General features: G+C 74.5%; 18 protein-coding genes. 11 read left to right on the top strand and 7 right to left on the bottom strand.

Going from position 1 to position 21,348, the window contains the following annotated elements:
* Window positions 1–24 precede the first annotated feature (24 nt).
* A complete protein-coding gene (gene npdG, locus AB0C22_RS15290; protein ID WP_357535439.1) occupies window positions 25–723 on the top strand; it encodes an NADPH-dependent F420 reductase in 699 nt (232 codons plus the stop codon).
* 204 nt (window positions 724–927) lie between these two features.
* Here the strand turns inward: npdG and AB0C22_RS15285 are convergent, their stop codons facing one another.
* The 3 genes from AB0C22_RS15285 to AB0C22_RS15275 all read right to left on the bottom strand — a co-directional run bounded on the left by AB0C22_RS15285 (window position 928) and on the right by AB0C22_RS15275 (window position 4,361).
* Complete coding sequence (locus AB0C22_RS15285; protein ID WP_219464079.1) at window positions 928–1,443, bottom strand: hypothetical protein; 516 nt, start codon at window positions 1,441–1,443, stop codon at window positions 928–930.
* 66 nt (window positions 1,444–1,509) lie between these two features.
* Window positions 1,510–2,355 carry a 3-methyl-2-oxobutanoate hydroxymethyltransferase gene (gene panB / locus AB0C22_RS15280; protein ID WP_357535437.1) on the bottom strand — a complete coding sequence of 282 codons (846 nt, stop codon included), beginning with the start codon at window positions 2,353–2,355 and terminating at the stop codon, window positions 1,510–1,512.
* A gap of 245 nt (window positions 2,356–2,600) precedes the next feature.
* A complete protein-coding gene (locus AB0C22_RS15275; protein WP_357535435.1) occupies window positions 2,601–4,361 on the bottom strand; it encodes an NAD+ synthase in 1,761 nt (586 codons plus the stop codon).
* A 245-nt stretch (window positions 4,362–4,606) separates the two neighbouring features.
* Between AB0C22_RS15275 and glnA the strand changes: the two genes are divergently transcribed.
* The 4 genes from glnA (at window position 4,607) to AB0C22_RS15255 (ending at window position 7,982) form a co-directional block, all read left to right on the top strand.
* Window positions 4,607–5,956, top strand: a complete 1,350-nt coding sequence (glnA, locus tag AB0C22_RS15270) for a type I glutamate--ammonia ligase (protein ID WP_208568774.1) — start codon at window positions 4,607–4,609, stop codon at window positions 5,954–5,956.
* Between the two features lie 209 nt (window positions 5,957–6,165).
* Window positions 6,166–6,591: a DUF350 domain-containing protein gene (locus tag AB0C22_RS15265; RefSeq protein WP_219464077.1), complete on the top strand. Its 426-nt coding sequence runs from the start codon at window positions 6,166–6,168 to the stop codon at window positions 6,589–6,591.
* Between the two features lie 103 nt (window positions 6,592–6,694).
* A complete protein-coding gene (locus tag AB0C22_RS15260; protein ID WP_357535433.1) occupies window positions 6,695–7,387 on the top strand; it encodes a WYL domain-containing protein in 693 nt (230 codons plus the stop codon).
* Between the two features lie 220 nt (window positions 7,388–7,607).
* A complete protein-coding gene (locus tag AB0C22_RS15255; protein WP_208568771.1) occupies window positions 7,608–7,982 on the top strand; it encodes a VOC family protein in 375 nt (124 codons plus the stop codon).
* 189 nt (window positions 7,983–8,171) lie between these two features.
* On the opposite strand, the gene AB0C22_RS15250 is transcribed toward AB0C22_RS15255, so the two are convergent.
* Together AB0C22_RS15250 and AB0C22_RS15245 are read right to left on the bottom strand one after the other, a co-directional pair.
* Window positions 8,172–8,648, bottom strand: coding sequence for a hypothetical protein (locus AB0C22_RS15250; protein ID WP_219464075.1), 477 nt, complete (start codon window positions 8,646–8,648; stop codon window positions 8,172–8,174).
* 221 nt (window positions 8,649–8,869) lie between these two features.
* Window positions 8,870–9,805, bottom strand: a complete 936-nt coding sequence (locus tag AB0C22_RS15245; RefSeq protein ID WP_219464073.1) for an LD-carboxypeptidase — start codon at window positions 9,803–9,805, stop codon at window positions 8,870–8,872.
* A 79-nt stretch (window positions 9,806–9,884) separates the two neighbouring features.
* On the opposite strand from AB0C22_RS15245, the gene AB0C22_RS15240 reads away from it, so the two are divergent.
* Both AB0C22_RS15240 and AB0C22_RS15235 read left to right on the top strand, forming a co-directional pair.
* Window positions 9,885–10,649 carry a type 1 glutamine amidotransferase gene (locus AB0C22_RS15240; protein WP_219464071.1) on the top strand — a complete coding sequence of 255 codons (765 nt, stop codon included), beginning with the start codon at window positions 9,885–9,887 and terminating at the stop codon, window positions 10,647–10,649.
* 1 nt (window position 10,650) lies between these two features.
* The gene (locus tag AB0C22_RS15235; protein WP_219464070.1) at window positions 10,651–13,665 is read left to right on the top strand and encodes a bifunctional [glutamine synthetase] adenylyltransferase/[glutamine synthetase]-adenylyl-L-tyrosine phosphorylase; all 3,015 of its coding nucleotides are present in this window, start codon (window positions 10,651–10,653) and stop codon (window positions 13,663–13,665) included.
* A 259-nt stretch (window positions 13,666–13,924) separates the two neighbouring features.
* Here the strand turns inward: AB0C22_RS15235 and AB0C22_RS15230 are convergent, their stop codons facing one another.
* Together AB0C22_RS15230 and AB0C22_RS15225 are read right to left on the bottom strand one after the other, a co-directional pair.
* Entirely contained in the window at window positions 13,925–14,659 is a 735-nt protein-coding gene (locus AB0C22_RS15230; RefSeq protein WP_357535429.1) for a class I SAM-dependent methyltransferase, read from the bottom strand.
* Window positions 14,652–15,719 carry an NAD(P)/FAD-dependent oxidoreductase gene (locus AB0C22_RS15225; RefSeq protein ID WP_357535427.1) on the bottom strand — a complete coding sequence of 356 codons (1,068 nt, stop codon included), beginning with the start codon at window positions 15,717–15,719 and terminating at the stop codon, window positions 14,652–14,654. Before AB0C22_RS15225 ends, AB0C22_RS15230 begins: the two co-directional genes overlap by 8 nt.
* 101 nt (window positions 15,720–15,820) lie before the next feature.
* Here AB0C22_RS15225 and AB0C22_RS15220 point away from each other — a divergent pair, with 101 nt between their 5' ends.
* From AB0C22_RS15220 to mptB (AB0C22_RS15205), 4 genes are all read left to right on the top strand, one after another.
* Entirely contained in the window at window positions 15,821–16,435 is a 615-nt protein-coding gene (locus AB0C22_RS15220) for an XRE family transcriptional regulator (protein ID WP_308290865.1), read from the top strand.
* 109 nt (window positions 16,436–16,544) lie between these two features.
* Complete coding sequence (locus AB0C22_RS15215; RefSeq protein WP_357535425.1) at window positions 16,545–18,158, top strand: hypothetical protein; 1,614 nt, start codon at window positions 16,545–16,547, stop codon at window positions 18,156–18,158.
* 154 nt (window positions 18,159–18,312) lie between these two features.
* Window positions 18,313–19,728, top strand: coding sequence for a polyprenol phosphomannose-dependent alpha 1,6 mannosyltransferase MptB (mptB, locus tag AB0C22_RS15210; RefSeq protein ID WP_357535423.1), 1,416 nt, complete (start codon window positions 18,313–18,315; stop codon window positions 19,726–19,728).
* Between the two features lie 13 nt (window positions 19,729–19,741).
* On the top strand, window positions 19,742–21,348 hold a 1,607-nt coding region (gene mptB, locus AB0C22_RS15205; RefSeq protein ID WP_357535421.1), incomplete at its 3' end, for a polyprenol phosphomannose-dependent alpha 1,6 mannosyltransferase MptB.

Genomic DNA, 21,348 nt, shown 5'->3' with positions numbered 1-21,348 from the left:
CGGGCGGTTTGCGAGGATGACGCCATGGCATACGACGCGAGCACCCTTCCCGACGTGTCCGGGCTGACCGTCGGCATCATCGGTGGCACCGGCGACCAGGGGCGGGGGCTGGCCTACCGGTTCGCCCGCGCCGGTCAGCAGGTGCTGATCGGGTCCCGCTCCGCCGACCGGGCGGCCGACGCGGCGGCGGAGATCGCCGTGCTGCCCCGGCTGCCCGCCGGGGTCGACGTGACCGGCGCGGACAACGACGAGGTGGCCCGCCGCAGCGACGTGGTGGTGATCGCGGTGCCGTGGGACGGGCACGCGGCCACCGTCGGCGCGCTGGCCGGGCCACTGGCCGGCAAGATCGTCGTGGACTGTGTCAACCCGCTCGGCTTCGACAAGCAGGGCCCGTACGCGCTGCCGGTCGCCGAGGGCAGCGCGGTGCAGCAGGCGGCGGCACTGCTGCCCGACTCGCGGGTCTGCGCGGCATTCAACCATGTCAGCGCGCCGTTGCTGGCCGACCCGGAGATCGACCGGATCGACCTCGACGTGCTGATCTGCACCGAGGAGCGGGAACTGGTCGACATCGTCGGCGCGTTGGCCGCCCGGATCCCCGGGATGCGCGGCATCTACGCCGGCCGGCTGCGCAACGCCCACCAGATCGAGGCGTTCACCGCCAACCTGATCGCCATCAACAAGCGTTACAAGGCGCACGCCGGCATCCGGGTCACCGACCTCTGACGGTGGGAATGTGGGAGCAGATCACCCCGGCTGCCCCGACTCGGTTGCTGACCGTGCGGATGCGGGAGCGGGCCACCCGGCTGTGCCGAGGTGTGCTGCCCCGTCGCGGTCACGGGTGACCTCCGGGACCCCGGCCGGCCCCCGGTGCGGGCGGTCGGGCGGTGGGTCGGACGGCCCGGGTGACCCGCTCCCCTCTCGTCACCGTCAGAAGTTGATGTCGACGCCGGCCTTCTTGCAGGCGGCGTTCGCCATGGCGCTGGTCTTCTGGAACTCGGGGCCGTCGGCGGCGGCGTCCATGTCCGGGGCGGTGGCCACCCTGCCGGCGGCGACGCCGAACGCCGCCAGCGCGGTGGCCGCCTCGCTGCCGGGGGTGCCGGCCGTGGCCTTCGCCAGGCCCGACGCCATCTCGTTGTAGGCCTTCTTGATGGCCGGGTTCGGGTCACCACCCGCCATCGCGGCCTTCACGACGTCGACCTTCGTCGTCTCGGCGATCTTCTTGGCCGCCGTGCAGAGCTTCTTGTCGGCTGCCGGGTCGGCGGCTGCGGTCGGGGCGTCGGTGGTCGGCGCGGCCGTGGCGGAGGGGGAGGTGGCCGGCGCGGCCGCGCTGGTGGCGGAGGACGACGGCGCGGCCGTCGTCGACGGCTTCGCCTCGCTGCACGCCGCGAGTGCCAGGACGGAGAGACAGGTCAGGGTGACAGTCGAGAAGCGAGCATGATTCACGAGCGGAACCCTAGCGGAGCCTGGTGGGGCGGTGGGGGCAGCGCCCCACCAGGCTCCGGCGCGACCTCAGAAGGTGTGTTCGGTGGCGGGGAAGTCGCCGCCGCGTACCTCGTCGGCGAACCGGCGGGTCGCCTCGGTCAGCGCCCCGGCCAGGTCGGCGTAACGCTTGACGAACCGGGGGGCCTTCCCGGTGCGCAGCCCCGCCATGTCCTGCCAGACCAGCACCTGGGCGTCGGTGTCGGGGCCGGCGCCGATGCCGACGGTGGGAATCGCCAGTTCGGCGGTGACCCGCTTGGCGACCTCACCCGGCACCATCTCCAGCACCACCGCGAACGCCCCCGCCCCGGCCACCGCCCGCGCGTCGGCGAGCACCTCGTCGGCGGTGTCGCCGCGACCCTGCACCCGGTAGCCGCCCAGGGTGTGTTCGCTCTGCGGGGTGAAGCCGATGTGCGCCATCACCGGGATGCCCGCCCCGGTGATCGCCGCGATCTGGTCGGCGCAGCGTCGGCCGCCCTCCAGCTTCACCGCGTGGCAGCCACCCTCCTTCATGAACCGCACCGCCGTGCGCAACGCCTGCGTCGGCCCCTCCTCGTACGAGCCGAACGGCAGGTCACCGACGACCAGGGTGTGCCGAGTCGCCCGGACCACGGCCCTGACCAGCGGCAACAACTCGTCGACGGTCACCGGCAGGGTGGTCTCGTAACCGAACACGTTGTTCGCCGCCGAGTCGCCGACCAGCAGCACCGGAATCCCCGCCTGGTCGAAGATTCCGGCGGTGTACTGGTCGTACGAGGTGAGCATCGCCCACCGGTCGCCGCGCTCCTTGGCGGCGATCAGGTCGCGGGTGCGGACCCGTCGGGTGGCCGGCCCGCCGTACAGGGCGGTCACCTCGGTCGGGGTGGACTCCACCATGACTGTCTCCTTTCCTCGAGGCCGCTGTCGCGGTCCCCGGGTTCCGTCGCGATCGTCGCACCACGCGACCGGTCGACGGCAGGGAACAGTGCAGGATTTCACTCCGCCGGGGCGACGCCGACCGACCGTGGCCGGCCGGCGTCGGGGTGCCCGACCGACCCGGGTCGGTCGGGCTGTGCTGCTCAGCCGACCGGGTCGGTCGGTCCCGGATGCTCAGCCGGCCGCAGGTCGGCCGGCCCGGATGCTCAGCCGTCCTCGCGCCAGCGGTTGGTGATCGGCAGCCGACGGTCGCGGCCGAACGCCTTCATCGAGATCTTCGTGCCCGGGGCGGACTGCCGACGCTTGTACTCGGCGGTGTCCACCAGCCGCAGCACCCGGTCGACCACCGCCGGGTCGTGGCCGGACTCGACCAGGCCGGCCCGGCCCAGGTCACCGTCGACGTAACCGATCAGGATCGGGTCCAGCACGTCGTAGTCGGGCAGGCTGTCACTGTCGAGCTGGCCGGGGCTCAGCTCGGCCGACGGGGGCTTGCCGATGGAGTTCTCCGGGATCGGCGGGGTCTCGCCCCGGCGGGCCGCGTCGGCGTTGCGCCACTTCGCCAGCCGCCAGATCAGCGTCTTCCAGACGTCCTTGACCGGGTTGAACCCGCCGACCGAGTCGCCGTAGAGGGTCGAGTAGCCGACCGCCAGCTCACTCTTGTTGCCGGTGGTGAGGACCAGGTGGCCCTCCTGGTTCGACAGTGCCATCAGGATCACCCCGCGCACCCGGGCCTGGAGGTTCTCCACCGCCACCCCGGACAGCGAGATGTTCGCCAGGAAGGTGTCCACCATCGGCTGGATCGGCTCGACGCGGTAGTCCAGGCCGGTGCGCTTGGCCAGGTCCTCCGCGTCGGTCCGGGAGTGCTCCGAGGAGTGCTGGCTGGGCAGTGACACGCCGACCACCCGCCGTGGGCCGAGCGCGTCGACGGCCAGCGCGGCCACCACCGCCGAGTCGATCCCGCCGGACAGGCCCAGCACCACCGAGGGGAAGCGGTTCTTGTTGACGTAGTCCCGCAGGCCCAGCACCAGCGCCTGCCACACCTCGGCCTCGTCGGCCACCGGCGCCAGCAGGCCGCCGTCGGCCGCCGGCCCGGTCGGGGCCGCCGGCACCACCTCGACGGTACGACGCAGCACCCGCATCCCGTCGGCGAGGTCCTCGGTGTCGGCGGCGTGCGGTCCCGCCCCGGCCAGCTCCACGTCGTGCACGAGCAGGTGCTCGACGAACTGCGGCGCGCGGGTGAGCAGTTCCCCGTCGGCGTCCACGATCATCGAGTCGCCCTCGAAGACCAGTTCGTCCTGACCACCGACCATGTTGACGTACGCGATCGGGGCCCCGGCCTCGGCGGCCCGGCGACGCACCAGCGGCAGCCGGACGTCGTCCTTGTTCAACTCGTACGGCGAGCCGTTGATGTTGACCACCAGGCCGACGCCGGCCTGCCGGGCCACCGCGAACGGGCCCCCGGCCTGCCACAGGTCCTCGCAGATGGTCAACGCCACGTCCACCCCGCCCACCCGGACCACGGTCAGGGTGTCGCCGGGCACGAAGTAGCGGTCCTCGTCGAAGACGCCGTAGTTGGGCAGGTGGTGCTTGAAGTAGGTCGCGACCACCTCACCCCGGTGCAGCAGCGCGGCGGCGTTGCGGGCCCCCCGGCCCGGCTGGGCGTCCCCGCTGACCTGGGGTGGACCGTCGGCGTCCAGGTAGCCGACCACGACCGGCAGGTCGCCGAGGCCGTCGGCGGCCAGATCGGCGGCGAGCTGCCGCACCGCGGCCTGTGAGGCGGCGACGAAGGAACGGCGGAAGACCAGATCCTCGACGGGGTAGCCGGTGAGTGTCATCTCCGGGAAGGCGACGAGCTGGGCGCCGGCGTCGGCGGCCCGACGGGTCCAGGCGCGGATCAGCTCGGCGTTGCCGACGGTGTCGCCGACGGTCGGGTTGACCTGGCACAGGGCCAGACGCAGGGTGGGCATGACCTCATCTTGCCCCAGCCGCAGGCGGTCGACCCGGCGGCTGCGACGAGACGACGGCCACCCTTTCGCCGCGCCCGGCCGGCCCGCCGCTGGTGGCGGGGCCGCCCGTCGATCCGGCCGTCGGGACACCGCAGGACGAGCGGCGGCAGGTCGCGTAACGTCTGCTTAACCAGGCCGGTGAAGACTGGGCGGTCAGGACGGACCGGCCGACCGGTGCCGGACGTACGTCGCGAGGGGTTGGGGAAGTGGACCGTCAGCAGGAGTTCGTCCTCCGTACGCTGGAAGAGCGGGACATCCGGTTCGTCCGGCTGTGGTTCACCGACGTGCTGGGGACGCTCAAGAGCGTCTCAGTCGCCCCGGCGGAGCTGGAGGCAGCCTTCGAGGAGGGCATCGGGTTCGACGGCTCGGCCATCGAGGGCTTCGCCCGGGTCTTCGAGTCCGACATGGTCGCCATGCCGGACCCGACGACCTTCCAGGTGTTCCCGTTCGAGGGCGGGGTCAGCGGTGAGAGCGCCCGGATGTTCTGCGACATCCTGCTGCCCGACGGCGGCCCGTCCTGGGCCGACCCGCGGCACGTGCTGCGCCGGATGCTGTCCAAGGCGGCCGAGAAGGGCTTCACCTTCTACACCCACCCGGAGATCGAGTTCTTCCTGCTGGAGAACGGCCCGCAGGACGGCTCGGTGCCCACCGCCGTGGACACCGGCGGCTACTTCGAGCACACTACGCACGCCGTCGCGCGGGACTTCCGCCGCCAGGCCGTGCTCGCGCTGGAGCGGATCGGCATCTCGGTGGAGTTCAGCCACCACGAGGTCGCCCCCGGCCAGCAGGAGATCGATCTGCGCTACGCCGACGCGCTGACCACCGCCGACAACATCATGACCTTCCGGCACGTGGTCAAGGAGGTGGCGCTGTCCACCGGCGTACAGGCCAGCTTCATGCCGAAGCCGTTCACCGACCAGCCGGGCAGCGGCATGCACACCCACCTGTCGCTGTTCGAGGGGGAGCGCAACGCGTTCCACGACTCCGGTGACCCGATGAAACTGTCGAAGGTGGCGAAGTCGTTCATCGCCGGCCTGCTGATGCACGCCCGGGAGTACACCGCGGTCACCAACCAGTGGGTCAACTCGTACAAGCGGTTGTTCCCGCAGGCGTTGCCGGACCGGATCACCGAGAGCCCGGCGTACGTCTGCTGGGGGCACCTGAACCGGTCCGCGCTGGTCCGCGTCCCCGCGTACGGCAAGCCGAACTCGGCCCGAGTGGAGGTCCGGTCGCTGGACTCGGCGACCAACCCCTACCTGGCGTTCGCGGTGATGCTCGGCGCCGGCCTGAAGGGCATCGAGGAGGGCTACGAGCTGCCACCCGGCGCGGAGGACGACGTCTGGTCGCTGACCAGCGCCGAGCGCCGCGCGATGGGCTACGAGGCACTGCCGGAGAACCTGTCCGAGGCGATCGACGTGATGGCCGGCTCCGAGTTGGTCGCCGAGGTGCTCGGGGAGCACGTCTTCGACTTCTTCCTGCGCAACAAGCGGGCCGAGTGGGAGCAGTACCGCCGCGAGGTCACCCCGTACGAGCGGCAGCGCTACCTGTCGTTGTGATCCGTTGACGTCGAGGACCCGGGGCCCGCGCGGCCCCGGGTCCTCGACGTCCCGGGTCCGCCGGGGCCCAGGGCGTTCGGCGGTGCCGGGCCGGCTGACGGTCCGGGCATTCGACGGTCCGGGGGGGTGTCGGGGGTGGCGCGGTGCCGCTATCGTCTCGATCACCGTGCCGGCACCCGCGCCGGGCGCAGGAGGTCGGGAGGCCGTCGGTGCTGGATGATCTGCTCACCGGAGCATGGCAGAGCGTCGTGTTCGGGATCGTCGGGGTGGCGCTGATGGCGGCCGGCTTCGTGCTGGTCGACGTGCTCACCCCGGGCAAGCTGCGCGAGCTGATCTGGGTGCAGCGCAACGGCAACGCCGGGCTGCTGCTGGCCGCCAATCAGCTGGGTGTCGCCGGCATCGTCTTCACCGCGATCGTGACCAGCTACGACGACTTCGCCAAGGGGCTCGCCTCCACGGTGCTCTTCGGGCTGATCGGGCTGGCTGTCATGGCGCTCGCCTTCGGCGTGCTGGACCTGCTCACCCCGGGCAAGCTCGGTGAGGTCATCTGCTCGGACCAGCCGCACCCGGCGGCCCGGGTCAGCGCCGCCACCCACTTCGGTGCGGCTCTGATCGTCTGCGCCTGCATCGCCTGAACCGGGGGCCCTGCCGCCCGTACCGTCCGAGCCGACCCCCGTCCGCCCTCCCCGCCGGGGCGGACAGGGGCGGTGCGTCGTACCCCCGTCGTAGCGTGCGGGGGTGAACCGGACGGATCGTCTCTACGCCCTGGTGGAGGAGCTGCGGGCGGTGTCGCCCCGGCCGCGCAGCGCCCGTTGGCTGGCCACCCGTTTCGAGGTCAGCACCCGCACCGTCGAACGCGACATCGTCGCCCTCCAGGGTTCCGGCGTGCCGATCTGGGCCGAGCCCGGCCGCACCGGCGGTTACGTGGTCGACCGGTCGCACACCCTGCCGCCGGTCAACCTGACCGCCACCGAGGCGGTGGCGATGGCGGTGGCCCTGCACCGGCTCGCCGGCACCCCGTTCGCCGTGGCCGGCAGCACCGCACTGCGCAAGCTGCTCGCGGTGCTGCCGGCCGCCGACGCCGATGCCGCGCGCCTGCTCGCCGGCCGGGTGCTGCTGGTCGGCACCGGGCCGGGCACGTCTGTCCCGGCCGTCGTCGCCGACGCGGTCTCCGCCCGTCGGGTGCTCCGCCTGCGGTACGCCGACCGCGGCGGGGTGCCCTCGTCGCGCGAGGTGGAGCCGCTGGGTTACCTGGGCAACGACCGGCACTGGTACCTGCTCGCCTGGTGCCGGCTCCGCGACGGGCTGCGCTGCTTCCGTACCGACCGGATCGTCGGGGTCGAGGCGTTGTCGCAGCGGGTGACCCGGGAGTTCTCCCCGGCCGACCTGGACGTCCCGGCCGAGCGGGTGCGCCGGCTGACCCTGGTCTGACTCGGCGTGGGCCGGCCGCACAGTCCGGTCGGCGCGGGCTGTCCGGACGGGTCGGCGTGCGGGCCGTGCAGGCCGGTTGGCGTGCGGGCTGTCCGGACGGGTCGGCGTGCGGGCCGTGTGGACCGGGCGGTAAACACCGACAGGACGGTGTCGCGGACACCCGGGAGGCTGACTGCCGAGCCCGCCGGCCGCCCGGTCGGCGGGGAACAGGAGGCAACGCGTGACCAGTACACCCGTCACCTGGTTCGAGATCGGCACCGACCGGCCGGACGAGGCGCAGAGCTTCTATGCGGAGTTGTTCGGCTGGACCTTCACCGAGGAGGGCACGGCCGAGGGCGGTTCCTACCGGACGACCACGGCGGGGGAGCCGACCGGCATCGGCGGCGGCATCCGGGCTCTCGCCGAGGACGCGCCCGGCTACGCGATCCTCTACGCCGAGGTGGCCGACGTGGCGCAGACCTGCGGGCGGGCCGAGGCGGCGGGCGGCACGGTGCTGACCCCGCCCCGGACCACGCCGAGCGGCCTGACCCTCGCCCTGGTGCGCGACCCGGTGGGCACCCACCTCGGTCTCTTCTCCTCGGGTGGCAGCGCCTGACGCCAGTGGGTCGACGTTGCGGTTCCTCGAGTGGCAGCGCCTGACGCCAGGGGATCGGTGTTGCGCTTCCTCGGGTGGCAGCGCTTTACGCCAGGGCCGACGTTGCGGTGTCCCAGTGCGTCGGACACCGCAACGTCGGCCCTGGCGGGTCGATTTTCGGCCCGCCGGGTCGGGCGGGCCGGAGGTGGGTCACTCGCCGGGCGTACCCGCCGGGCCGCGGTGGTGACCGGGGCCACCCGGCCCCGGGAAGACCCCGGCCTCGACGGCCTTGGTGATCGCGTCGGCCTGGTCCTGGGTGAGCTTGCCGTCCTTGACCGCCTGGGCCAGCCGCTCGGCCAGCTTCTCCTGCCGGTCCTGCGGCGACGGACGCTCCGGCCGGTCACCCGTGGCGCGGTCCTTGTGCTGCTCGCGCACCTTTTCCAGGGCGGCGGTCACTTTGTCGGTGTCCACGCCCAACTCCTTGGCGAGCGCCTCGACGAACTCGTTCTGCCGGTCGGCGCGCTGCTGCTGCCGGTCGGTGCCCTGAGCGGCCTCGCTGCTGGCGCTCGGCGTCGGGGTGGCCCCGTTCTCGGCGAAGGCGACCGTGGGAGCGGCGATCCCCACCCCGAGCACACCAGCGGCGGCGAAACCGACCAGCAGGCGCTTCTTCGACATCATGCGGGACATCGGTCCTCCAGTACGTCGGTGGTGATGCGTTGACGTCACCGACAGTGACCACCGAACCTGGGAATCCCCCTTCCCGACCCTGTCCCCCAGCTGAAAATCCCGCCCACCGCCCCGGTGATCAAGAGGTTGCGGTCAGGAACGGGCTTTCCGGTGACGCGAACCTCTTGATCACCGGAACGGTCGGGGCCGGAGCGGGTGGGGGTGGGGCGTGGGGGTGGGGGTTACTGGACGGCGGGGGTGGTGGTGAGGGTGCCGGTTTCGGTGTCGAGGGTGGCGGGGGTGCCCACCGGGACGGTGAGTTGGCCGGGGCCGTGGCCGATCGGCAGGCCGCCGAGGACCGGCACGCCGAGGTCGCCCAGCCGGTCGGTGAGCACGTCCACGACGGTGGTGTCCCAGCCGTCGGCGCAGTCGGTGAACTGGCCCACCGCCACCCCGGCCAGGCCGTCCAGCACGCCCGCGCGGCGCAGGTGGGTGAGCATCCGGTCGACCTTGTACGGCGGCTCCTGCACCTCCTCGACGAGCAGCACCGCCCCGGTCAGGTCCGGCATGTCCGGGGTGCCCAGGGTGGCGGTGATCAGGCAGAGGTTCCCGCCGAGCAGCCGACCCACCGCCCGACCGGGGACCCGCACCGGGTAGGTCTCCTCCGTGGGCACCGCCGCCACGGTCACCGGCGCGGTGGTCATCAGCGCGGCGTGCAGCGACTCCGCCGAGCGCAGCGGGGTCCGCTCGTCGACCCAGGCCGCCCCGGGGCCGTGCACGCCGGTCAGCCGGGCCCCCCGCCAGAGGGCGAACTGCAGGGCGGTGATGTCGGAGAACCCGGCCACCACCTTCGGGTCCCGCCGCACGGCGGCCATGTCGATCAGGTCGACCACCCGCTGCGCGCCGTACCCGCCCCGGGTGCAGATCACCCCGCGCACCTGCGGGTCGGCGAAGGCGGCGTTCAGGTCCGCGGCGCGCAGCGCGTCGTCACCGGCGAGGTAACCCCGTCGGGCGTACGCGTTCGGTGCCACCACCGGGCGCAGCCCCCAGCCGGTCAGTAACTCGACACCCCGGGCCACCCGCTCCGGCCGGGTCGGCCCGGACGGCGAGACCAGCATCACCGTGTCGCCCTCGCGCAGCACGGGCGGGCGCAGGACGGACGGGTCGTCGGCGATCACAGCGGCCGAGCATAGTCGCCCCGCCGCGCGGTCCGAGGCGTTCCGGGTGTCCGTCGACGAACCCGATAGCCTCGACGGCGTGGGAACCGCACTGGTGATCGAGAACGACCCGACCGACGACCCCCGACGGCTGGGGGAGTGGCTGGTGGAGGGGGGCCTGGAGCTGCGGCTGCTGCGCCCGTACGCCGGCGACGAACTCCCCGACGACCTCGCCGGCCACGTGGCGCTGGTGGTGCTCGGCGGTGACCAGCACGCCTACCCGGCCCCCGACGGCACCCCCGGCGCACCCTGGTTCCCGAAGCTCGAAGGGTTGCTGCGCAAGGCCGTGCGGCACCGGGTGCCGACCCTCGGCGTCTGCCTCGGCGCGCAACTGCTCGCCACCGCGCACGCCGGCCTGGTCGAGCGCAGCCCGTCCGGCCCCGAGGTGGGCCCGGGCGTGGTCGGCCGGCGCGACGCCGCCGAAAGTGACCTGCTGTTCCGGTACGTGCCGCTGATCCCGGACGTGCTCCAGTGGCACACCGACGAGATCACCGAGCTGCCCCGGGCCGCCACCCTGCTGGCCGCCTCGACCCGCTACCCGCACCAGGCGTTCCGGCTCGGCGACCGGGCCTGGGGCCTGCAGTTCCACATCGAGTGCGACACCGCGATGATCGCCGGGTGGGCGCGCGGCTCCGAACTGCTCGCCGAGCTGGGTTACGACGAGGACCTGGTGGTGGCCGCCTGCGACCGGGTGATGGCCGACGTCGAGGAGGTGTGGCAGCCGTTCGCCGTCCGGTTCGCCGCCCTCGCCCTCGGCGAGCTGGACGACGACACCCGCCGCAGCCTGCCCCTGCTCGGGCACTGAGATGAGCAGATCGACCAGGGGACGGCTGGCCCGCTACGGCTTCGCCGAGGGCGACGGCGGGGTCCGCGCCGCCGACCTGCTCGGCGCGGACGGGCTCGGGCTGTGGCAGGCCGACGAGCAGGAGCCCACCGACCGCGCGGCGGCCGACCTGCTGGCCGCGCTCTCCCGGGCCGCCGACCCGGATCTGGCGCTGCGTCAACTGCACCGGATGGTGGAGACCGAACGCCGCACCGCCGCCGACGCCACCGGGTCGGCCCTGCTGGCCGGGCTCGCCGCCGATCCGGGTCTGCGGCGTCGGCTGGTCGCCGTCCTCGGGGCCTCCTCCGCACTGGGTGACCACCTGGTCGCCAACCCGGGGCAGTGGACGGTGCTCGGCACCGCCCCGGACGGGCTGGCCCCCACCGCCGACGGTCGACTCGACCTGGCCCTCGCCGGCCGGTTGACCGTCGCCACCGCGCCGGTGGCGGTGCTGCGGCAGGCGTACCGGCTGGCGTTGCTGCGGATCTCGGCGGCCGACCTGACCGGCGGACGCGGCCTGGAGCAGGTGATGTCGGCGCTGTCCGCGCTGGCCGACGCGACCCTCGCGGCGGCGTACGAGATCGCGGTGGGTGAGCTGCCGGCGGGCACGCCCCGGCCCCGGCTGGCCGTGGTGGCGATGGGCAAGTGCGGTGGCGACGAGCTGAACTACGTCTCCGACGTCGACGTGATCTTCGTGGCCGCGACCGACGAGGACCTGCCCGCCGCGACCACCGTCGCCGCCCGGCTGATCCACATCTGCGGGCTGGTCGCCTGGCCGGTGGACGCCGCGCTGCGCCCCGAGGGCAACCGGGGGCCGCTGGTGCGTACCCTGGCCAGCCACCTCGCCTACTACCAGCGGTGGGCCCGCACCTGGGAGTTCCAGGCGCTGCTCAAGGCCCGCCCGGCCGCCGGTGACCTGGCGTTGGCCGGCGAGTGGGTCGACGCCCTCGCCCCGCTGGTCTGGCGGGCCTCCGAGCGTCCCGAGGCGGTCTCCGACGTACGCGCCATGCGCCGCCGGATCATCGACAACATCCCGCCGAAGGAGCTGGACCGCGAGATCAAGCGCGGTCCGGGCGGGCTGCGGGACATCGAGTTCGCCGTCCAACTGCTGCAACTGGTGCACGGCCGAGGCGACGAGTCGCTGCGGGTGCCGGGCACCGTGCCGGCGCTGCGCGCGCTGGTGGCCGGCGGTTACGTCGGGCGGGCCGACGGTGAGGCGCTGCTGCGCGGATACCGCTTCCTGCGCGGGGTCGAACACCGGCTCCAGCTCCAGGCGCTGCGGCGCACCCACACCGTGCCGACCGAGCCGGCCGCGCTGCGCTGGCTGGCCGCCGCGCTCGGCTACGCCGCCATCCCGGGCCGCAGCGCCGTGGAGAGCTTCCGCGCCGACTGGGTCGCGCACGCCACCGAGGTACGCCGGCTGCACGCCAAACTGCTCTACCGGCCGTTGCTGGAGTCGGTGGCCCGGGTGCCCGCCGACGGCCTGCGGCTCACCCCGGAGGCGGCCCGGCACCGGCTGGAGATCCTCGGTTTCGCCGACCCGGCCGGGGCGCTGCGCCACCTCGAAGCCCTCACCGGCGGGGTGAGCCGGACCGCCGCCATTCAGCGGACCCTGCTGCCGGTGCTGCTCAGCGAGTTCGCCGACGCGCCCGAACCGGACCGGGGGCTGCTCAACTACCGGCAGGTCTCCGACTCCCTCGGCAGCACCCCGTGGTACCTACGGCTGCTGCGCGACTCCGGGCCGGTGGCCCGGCGGCTGGCCCGGGTGCTGTCGTCGTCCCGCTACGCGGCCGACCTGCTGGCCCGGGAACCGGAGGCGCTGCGGCTGCTGGCCGAGGAGAACGAGTTGACGCCCCGACCCCGGGAGGTGCTCTGCGACGGGTTCGCCGCCGCGGCGGCCCGGCACGCCGACCCGGTCGAGGCGACCCGGGCGGTACGCGCGCTGCGCCGCCGGGAACTCGTCCGGATCGCCTGCGCCGACGTGCTCAGCCGGGCCGGCGGGCTGGCCCCGCGACCCGAGCGTGGTGTGCCGGTCGGCCCGCTGGCCGACGTCACCCGGGTCGGCACCGGCCTGTCGTACGTCACCGACGCCACCCTGTCCGCCGCGCTGCGCGCCGTCCGGGCCGCCCAGCCGGAGCTGCCCGGCCTGCGGTTCGCGGTGATCGGCCTCGGTCGCCTCGGCGGGTACGAGTCGAACTACCTCTCCGACGCCGACGTGCTGTTCGTCTACGACCCGCCGGCCGGGACGGCGGAGAGCACCGCCAGCGCCGCCGCGCACGCGATCGCCGAGGAACTGCGCCGGCTGCTCGCCGCCCCCGCCCCCGACCCGGCGCTCGGCGTCGACGCCGACCTGCGCCCCGAGGGACGGCAGGGCCCGCTGGTCCGCAGCCTCGCCGCCTACGCCCAGTACTACGCCCGCTGGTCGCGGGTGTGGGAGGCGCAGGCGCTGCTGCGGGCCCGCTTCGTCTGCGGCGACGCCGACCTGGGCACCGAGTTCGAGACGATGGTCGATCCGGTCCGCTACCCGGCCGACGGGTTGACCCGGGAGCAGGTCGTCGAGATCCGCCGGATCAAGGCCCGGGTGGAGAACGAACGGCTGCCCCGGGGCGCCGACCCGGCCACCCACACCAAGCTCGGGCGGGGTGGCCTGGCCGACGTCGAGTGGGCGGTGCAGCTGCTGCAGCTGCGCAACGCCGGGGCGTACCCGCAGCTGCGCGGCACGCGTACCCTCGATGCCCTCGCGGCGGCCCGGGAGGCGGGGCTGGTCGACCCGGCGGACGCCGCCGCGATGGTCGCCGGGTGGACCCTCGCCGCGCAGGTCCGCAACGCGCTGATGCTGGTCCGGGGTCGGGCCGGCGACCAGCTTCCCCGGCACGGGGTGGAGCTGGCCGGTGTGGCGCGGTTGCTCGGTGCGGACGACCCGGGGGAGTTCCTCGACGACTACCTGCGCACTGCCCGGCGGTCCCGGGCCGCCATGCAGCGGGTCCTGGAGAGCTGAGCCCCCGCCGCCGGCACCGAAGCCGTTGGCATAGTCGGGCCGGACAGCCGGGCCGGGCCGGGCAGCGGTGCCGGGCCGGGCAGCGGTGCCGGGCCGGGCGGCCGTGCCGGGCCGGGCAGCGGTGCCAGCCAGCCGGGCCAGCCAGCGGGCCGGGTAGCGGGCCGGGTAGCCGGGCGACGACGGCGGCCCGGTCACCAGGGCGGCCCGGTCACCAGGGCGGCCCGGTCACCAGGGCGGCCCGGTCACCGGCGTCGCCTGGTCACCGGCGGCGGACCAGCACCAGATGGTCGATCAGGGTGCCGGCCTCGCCGTTGGGGCCGGTGGCCTGCCGCTGCGGCGCGTCGAGGCGCTCGACGTGCCATCCGTCCGGGTCGAGGTCGAGCTCGGCCAGGGTCTCCTGCGGGGTGGGGAACCGCACGTGGCGATGTTCGGCGGCACCCCACGGGGGCACCGCGCCGTGCTCGACCACCAGCAGCCGTCCGCCCGGGGCGACCGCCCGGACCGCCGCCCGCAGCACCTGCGCCCGGGGGAAGTCCAGCGGCGACTGGAGGAACTGCGCCGAGACCAGGTCGAACCTGCCCGCCGGGAAGGTCCGGGCCAGGTCGTGCCGCTGGAAGTCGACCAGGGACGCCACCCCGGCGGCCGTCACGGCGGCGGCCGACCGCTCCAACGCGGTGGTGGAGACGTCGACCGCCGTCACCCGCCAGCCCTGCCGGGCCAGCCACACCGCGTCGCCGCCCTCGCCGCAACCGAGGTCGAGGGCGCTGCCCGGCGGCAGCGCCCCGACGACGTCGACCAGGTGCGGATTGGGTCGGCCGCTCCACTGCCGCTCCCGGGCCCGGTACATCTCGTCCCAGTGCCGGGCGGTCTGCTCGTCCACGGCCGCGTCGACAACGGTTCCGTGCGTCCCGCCGCCCTGCCCGTCCTCGTTGCCGGTCCCGTGGGTACTGCGGCCCTGCCCGCCGTCCTCGTTGCCGGTCCCGTGGTCACTCACTGGCCTGTCCGCCGCCCTCGTCGCCGGTGCGGGCGGCGGTGGCCCGGTGCGCGGCCACCGCCCGGTCGGTGTCCTCGGCGATCAGGTCGGCGTTGAGCGCGGCGGCGGCCTTCAGCCCCGCCGCGGCGGCGGCGATCACGGTGGCCTGCGGGTCGGTGACGTTGCCGGCCACCCAGACGCCGGGCACCCCGGTCGCGCCGGAGGCGTCGGCGGCCACCCGGTCACCGAAGGTGTGCCCACCGACGACGAATTCCTCGGTGGGCAACCCGAGCCCGGCGAGGAAAGCGGCCCGCGCGCCGAACCGGGGGGCCACCACCAGCGCCTCCCGGGGGACCACCCGGCCGGACCGCAGCCGTACGCCGGTGAGCCGGTCGCCGGTGACCTCCAGCTCCGCCACCTCCCCGTCGACCACGGTGACGCCCCGGGCGGCCAGCTTCTCCGCCTCGTCGGCGGGCAACGGCCCGGCGGTGTGCGTGAAGACCACCACGTCGTCGGTGAGCTGACGGAACAGCAGCGCCTGGTGGGCGGCCATCGGGCCGGTGGCGAGCACCCCGACGGCCTGGTCGCGTACCTCCCACCCGTGGCAGTAGGGGCAGTGCAGCACGTCGCGGCCCCAGCGGTCGGCCAGGCCCGACACGTCGGGCAACTCGTCGACCAGGCCGGTGGTGACCAGCAACCGGCGGGTGTGCAGGGTACGGCCGTCGGCCAGGGTCACCGCGAACCGCCCCGGACCGACGTCGCCCGCCGGTGCCGTGGCGTCGTGCGGGTGGGCCGGGTCGATCGGGTGGGTAGGGTCGATCGGGTGGGTGGCGGTGACGGTGCCGTCGAGGACGGTCACGCCGTACCGGGCCACCTCGGACCGGCCCGTCGCGTACAGGTCGGCGGGTGGGACACCCTCGTTGGTCAGGAAGTTGTGCACGTGGTCGGCCGGGGCGTTGCGCGGGGCACCACCGTCGACCACCACCACGTCGCGGCGGAACCGGCCCAGGGCGAGCGCACCGCTGAGCCCGGCCGCACCGCCACCGACCACCACCACGTCGTGCACCACCGGGTACGTCATGACCGCCTCCTCACGGGCGGGTCCGTCCCGCCGATGCCCCGGATCGTGCGCCCGGATCACCGTACTGCCAAATCTGGTTGCCGAAATGGCAAACTGGTGCGGTGACCGACGACCACAGCGACATCCCCCCGGACGAGGTGCTCACCGCCGTCGGACCCCGGCTGCGGGCGCTGCGGCAGCAGCGCGGCGTGACCCTGGGTCAGCTCGGCGCGGCGACCGGCATCTCGGTCAGCACGCTGTCCCGGCTGGAGTCCGGTGGCCGGCGGCCCACCCTGGAACTCCTGCTCGCCCTGGCCCGCTTCCACCGGGTGCCGCTGGACGATCTGGTCGGCACGCCGCAGACCCGCGACCCCCGGGTCCACCGCCGGCCCGTCGTCCGTCACGGCGTCACCATCGTGCCGTTGACCCGTCGCCCGGGTGGCGTCCAGGCGTACAAGATGATCTATCCACCGCAGGTGCCGGTGGGGGAGCCGACCCAGCAGGCGCACGAGGGGTACGAGTGGCTCTACGTGCTCTCCGGCCGGGTCCGGCTGCTGCTCGGCAGCCACGATCTCACCCTCGACGCCGGTGAGGTCGCCGAGTTCGACACCCGCACCCCGCACTGGTTCGGCAACCCCTACGACGAGCCGGCGGAGATCCTCAGCCTCTTCGGCCCCCAGGGTGAGCGCCTGCACGTCCGCGCCCGCCCGTCCCCGGTCCGCCCCACCCGCCCCTGACCGGCAGCCCGGGTGCCGGCGCGCTGGCGGTGCACTGGCGGCGTGCGCTGGCGGTACGCGCGACCACCCCGGGCGGGTGTCACCGCGCCTACCGTGGTAGGACTGCTCGGTGCCGACGACCCGCCGTGAGCAGTCCGCGCGTCCCGTCCTCGCGGCGCTGGCGGTGTCGCTGCTGCTCGCCGTCGCATTCCTGCTCGCCCCGCCGATGGGCACCGACCTGTCGGCCCAGGTCGCCCGCGCGGGCTTCGCCGACCGCAACGGCCTGGCCCCCATCGACTTCGCCTGGTACGGCGGAGTCCACCAGGGCGGTTACAGCCTCTACACCCAACTGCTCGGCGCGCTGGTCGGCGTACGGCCGCTCGGCGCGTCGGCAGCGGTCGTCTCGTCGGCGGCACTGGCCTGGCTGTTCGTCCGCTCCGGTGCCCGTCATTGCCTGCTGGGCGCGGTCCTGGGCGCGGTGGTCCTGGTCGGGAACCTGGCGAGCGGCCGGATCACCTTCGCCGTCGGGCTCGCGTTCGGGCTGCTCGCCCTCTGCGCGGTGGCGGCGCAACGACCCGGCCGGCCACTGCGGCTGGTGGCAGCCGCCCTGCTCGCCGCCCTCGCCACCTGGGCCAGCCCGGTCGCCGGTCTGTTCACCGGACTGGCCGGTGCCGCAGTGCTGCTGGCCGCCCTGCGACGAGGCGACGGCCCGGGCAGAGCACTGCCCGGCGGCTGGCGGACCACCAGCCCGGTGGCCGACGGACTCGTCCTCAGCCTCACCCCCGCGCTCGCCCTCGCGCCGATGGCGGTGCTGTTCGGCAACGGCGGCACCCAGCCGTACTCGGCCGAGTCGATGCGGATCAACGTGGCGCTGGCCGTGCTGGGGTACGCCGTCCTCGGCCGGCAACACCGGGTGCTGCGCATCGGCGCGCTGCTGACCGTGGTGTTGCTGGTCGCCGCCTTCTACCTGCCCAGCCCGATCGGCTCCAACGCCCTGCGGCTGCCGATGCTCTTCGGCCTGCCGCTGCTCGCCGCGTTCGCTGCGGTGCGCGGACCGTGGCTGGCCGGTCTGCTCGTCGCCGCTGTCTGGTGGCAGAACCCGGTGATGGTCAGCGACGTGACGCGCGCCGGTTCGGTGCAGAGCGGCGCCGCCTTCTACCGTCCGCTCGTCGACGAACTGGCCCGACGGCAACCGGTGGGCCGGGCCGAGGTGGTGCCGCTGCGCGACCACTGGGAGTCGGCGTACCTCTCACCGACCGTCCCGCTGGCCCGGGGGTGGGAACGGCAGGTCGACGCCGACCGCAACGCGATCTTCTACACCGGCCGGCTGACCGCCGAGTCGTACGCCCGATGGCTGCGCGCCAACGCCGTCCGCTACGTCGCCGTCGCGCCCGACGCGCCACCCGACCGGTGGGCGCGCGACGAAGCCAACCTGGTGCTGGGCGGCCAGCCCTACCTGCGCGAGGTGTGGCGCAACGCCGACTGGCGGCTGTACGCCGTCGCCGACCCCGCGCCGATGGTGAGCGCTCCCGGACGGCTGGTCTCCGCGGATCAGAGCGGGGTCCGGTTCACGGCCGACCGGACCGGGAACGTGCAGGTGCGCGTACGGTGGTCGCGCTGGCTCTCGCTGTCGGGGGCAGCCGGCTGTCTGCGGCCGGGACCCGACGGGTGGACCGAGATCAGGGTGGACGGCCCGGGTGAGTTCTGGATGTCGAGCGACCTCCTGCCCGCGCGTCACTGCTGACCGGGTCGACCGGCCGCCGCGACGTGGCCGGCCCGCGCCCACCCGCCGAGTGGCCCCGGTGCCGACACCAGGGCGCTCCCGCCCACCGCCGCCGTAGCCCACTGCCATAGCCCACCCCCGTGGCGTCACCGTGGTACTGGCAGCATGTTCTCCCATGCCCCTCCCCTTGGCGCGCTGGACCGGCCTGGCCGGCTCGACGATGCTCGCCGTCGCAGCGTTCCTGGGCGGCGCGCTGCCTTCCTCGCGGCACGGAAACACCCCGGTCGGCATCTGGCAGGGCCCGAACGGGCCCCTGCTCGTCGCGCTGTGGGTGGTCGGGCTGGGGCTGATGGCCGCAGTGTGGTGGACGCTGCGCGATCGCGTCCCGTCGACCCGGTGGGCGCTGGTGACCATCGGGCTCTGGCTCGTCCCGCTGCTCGTCGCCCCCCCACTGGCCAGTCGGGACGTGTACGCGTACGCCTGCCAGGGTGCCACCTACGCCGCCGGGTTCAACCCGTACGAGCAGGGGGTGTCGGCGCTGCCGTGCCCGTGGTTGGACACGGTCTCGCCGATCTGGCGGGACACCCCGGCCCCGTACGGGCCGCTGTTCGCCCTGCTCTCCGGCGCGGCGGTGGCGGCGACGGACTCACTGGTCGGCAGCATCGTGCTGTTCCGGTTGCTGGCGGTGGCCGGGGTCGCCCTGCTCGCGGCGGTGCTGCCGGTACTGGCCCGCCGATGCGGGGTGGCACCGGAACGGGCGCTGTGGCTGACACTCGGGTCGCCGCTGGTCGGGGTGCACCTGGTCGCCGGCGCGCACAACGACGCGCTGATGGTCGGACTGCTCGTCGCCGGGCTGGCGGTGGTGGCGTCACATCCCGGCCGCCCCGGCCCGCTGCTGGCCGGCGGTGTGCTGCTCGGCCTGGCTGCCGGGATCAAGGTGACCGCGTTGGTCGTCGTGCCCTTCGCCGCGTTGGCCGCGCTGGCCGGAACGTACTCCATCCGCAGGCTCTGCCGGGACGGCGGCTGGGTGGTCGGTGGCGCGGTGGGGACGGTGGTCGGGGCGACGTTGGCGGCCGGACTGAACTTCGGCTGGATCTCCGGCCTGCAGCAGGGTGGCCTGGCGATCGCCTGGACGTCGCCGCCGACCGCCGTCGGGCAGACCGCCGGCTACGTCGCGGCCCTGTTCGGCGCGGACATCGACGCGCTACCGGTGACCCGGACGATCGGCATGCTGGTGCTGGCGGTGCTGCTGGTCTGGTTGTGGTGGCGGGCCCGCACCCGCGACCCGCTCTGGCACGCCGGCCTGGCACTCGCCGCGACGGTGGCCCTCGCGCCGCTGTTCCACCCCTGGTACTGGCTGTGGCCGCTGGCCGTGCTCGCCGCGACCACCCACCGGCCGACCCGGTGGTTCGCGTTGGTGGCGTTGCTCTCGTCGTTCCTGGTGCTGCCCGACGGCACCGGGCTGCCCCGGTACACCAAGATGCCCGGTGCCCCGCTGATGACGCTGTTGGTGATCGTGGTGGCCGTCCGGTTGGTACGGTCGGCTCGGGCGGGCCGGCGGCCCGCCCCCGTGGACGCGCCCGCCGACTGAGGAGAGGTGGCCGGTGACCGAGCCCGGCGTGCCGACCAGGAGGCGGGCCCGTGCGGCGCGTCACCTCGGGTTGACCGGAGCGGTGCTGCTCGCCGTGGCCGGCTGGCTGGGCGGGGTGCTGCCCGAGGTGCCGCCGACCGGGCCGTGGCGCGCGCCACACGGGCCGGCAGCGGTCCTCTGCTGGCTGGTCGGGACGGCGCTGATGGTGGGTGCCTGGTGGGCGTTGCGCGCCGGTGCACCGTCCACCCGGTGGGCGTACGTCACCGCCGGGCTGTGGACCCTGCCGCTGCTGCTCACCCCACCGCTGGCCAGCCGGGACGTCTACTCGTACGCCTGCCAGGGGTGGTCGTACGCGGCCGGGCACGACCCGTACCGGGTGGGGGTGGCGGCGGCCGGCTGCCCGTGGGTCGACGCGGTCGCGCCGATCTGGCGGGACACCCCGGCCCCGTACGGCCCCGCCTTCGTGCTGCTGGCCGCGCTCGCCGCGGTGCTCGGCGGGACCCTGGTCGGCACCCTGATGGTGCTGCGGCTGTACGCGGTGGCCGGGGTGCTGCTGGTGGCGCTCTGCCTGCCCGGCCTGGCCCGCGCCGCCGGGGTACCCACCCGCCGGGCGGCCTGGCTGGGGTTGGCCTCCCCCCTGGTCGGGGTGCACCTGGTGGCCGGCGCGCACAACGACGTGGTGATGCTCGGTCTGCTCCTGCTGGGCCTGCTGGTGCTGGTGCGCGCGCCCGGCCGGACCCGGGGGCTGCTCGTCGCCGGGGTGCTGCTCGGGCTGGCGGTGGCGGTGAAGGCGACAGCGGTGGTGGTGCTGCCGTTCGCGGCGTTGGCGGCGGTGCACGGCCGCTACACCCTCCGGACCCTGCTGTGCGACGGCGGCCGGCTAGCCGGGGTGGCCCTGGCCACCCTGGCGGCGGTCTCGGCGCTGTCCGGCCTGGGGCTGGGCTGGGTCGCCGGGTTGGCCCGCAGCGGTGACTCACAGCAGTGGACGTCGGCGCCGACGGCGGTCGGCTTCGTGGTCGACTACGTCGGCGAGCTGGCCGGTCGGCGGCCGGACGCGGTGCCGGTGACCCGGGCCGTGGGCCTGCTGCTCCTGGCGGGGCTGCTGGTGCTGCTCTGGTGGCGGGCGTGGACGGCGCTGCGCCGGCTCAACGACGTCCGGCAGCGGGTGCACCGGCTGGCGGCGGCCCGGCCCCGGGTCACCCTGGGCGCGGCGGGCGCGGCGCTGGCCGCGACGGTTCTGCTCGCCCCGGTCCTGCACCCGTGGTACGTGACCTGGCCGTTGCTGCTGCTCGCGGTGTCGGCGACCCGGACGACCTGGTTCGTGGCGCCGGCGGCGGTGGCGGCCTTCCTCACCCTGCCCGACGGCACGTCGGTCGCCCGGTACACCAAGGCACCCGGCGCGATCGTGATGACCGCGCTGCTGCTGGTGCTGCTGGTCGGCGCGGCACGGGGCCGGTGGCATCCAACGGGCCGGCGTGACGGTGCAGGTCCGCGTGACGGTGCAGGTCCGCGTGACGGAACGGGCCGGCTCCGCGGAAGCGGAGCCGGCCCGGCCGGTGGAAAAGCTAAGAGGCGGCGCGCAGCAGCAGGGGGGGGAAAGAGCGAACTCGAGGCGTGTCG

Origin of the sequence: Micromonospora sp. NPDC048894, from assembly GCF_040649765.1 — a bacterium.
Lineage (GTDB): Bacteria > Actinomycetota > Actinomycetes > Mycobacteriales > Micromonosporaceae > Micromonospora > Micromonospora antibiotica.
Note: the sequence above shows the minus strand (reverse complement) of the source record. Positions and strands in the feature narration are given on the sequence as shown.

Coding starts and splice junctions, on each gene's coding strand:
- npdG (WP_357535439.1), top strand. CDS start 25: ATGGCATACGACGCGAGCACCCTTCCCGACGTGTCCGGGCTGACCGTC.
- panB (WP_357535437.1), bottom strand. CDS start 2,355: ATGGTGGAGTCCACCCCGACCGAGGTGACCGCCCTGTACGGCGGGCCG.
- AB0C22_RS15275 (WP_357535435.1), bottom strand. CDS start 4,361: ATGCCCACCCTGCGTCTGGCCCTGTGCCAGGTCAACCCGACCGTCGGC.
- AB0C22_RS15250 (WP_219464075.1), bottom strand. CDS start 8,648: ATGTCCCGCATGATGTCGAAGAAGCGCCTGCTGGTCGGTTTCGCCGCC.
- AB0C22_RS15235 (WP_219464070.1), top strand. CDS start 10,651: ATGAGCAGATCGACCAGGGGACGGCTGGCCCGCTACGGCTTCGCCGAG.
- AB0C22_RS15225 (WP_357535427.1), bottom strand. CDS start 15,719: ATGACGTACCCGGTGGTGCACGACGTGGTGGTGGTCGGTGGCGGTGCG.
- mptB (WP_357535423.1), top strand. CDS start 18,313: ATGCCCCTCCCCTTGGCGCGCTGGACCGGCCTGGCCGGCTCGACGATG.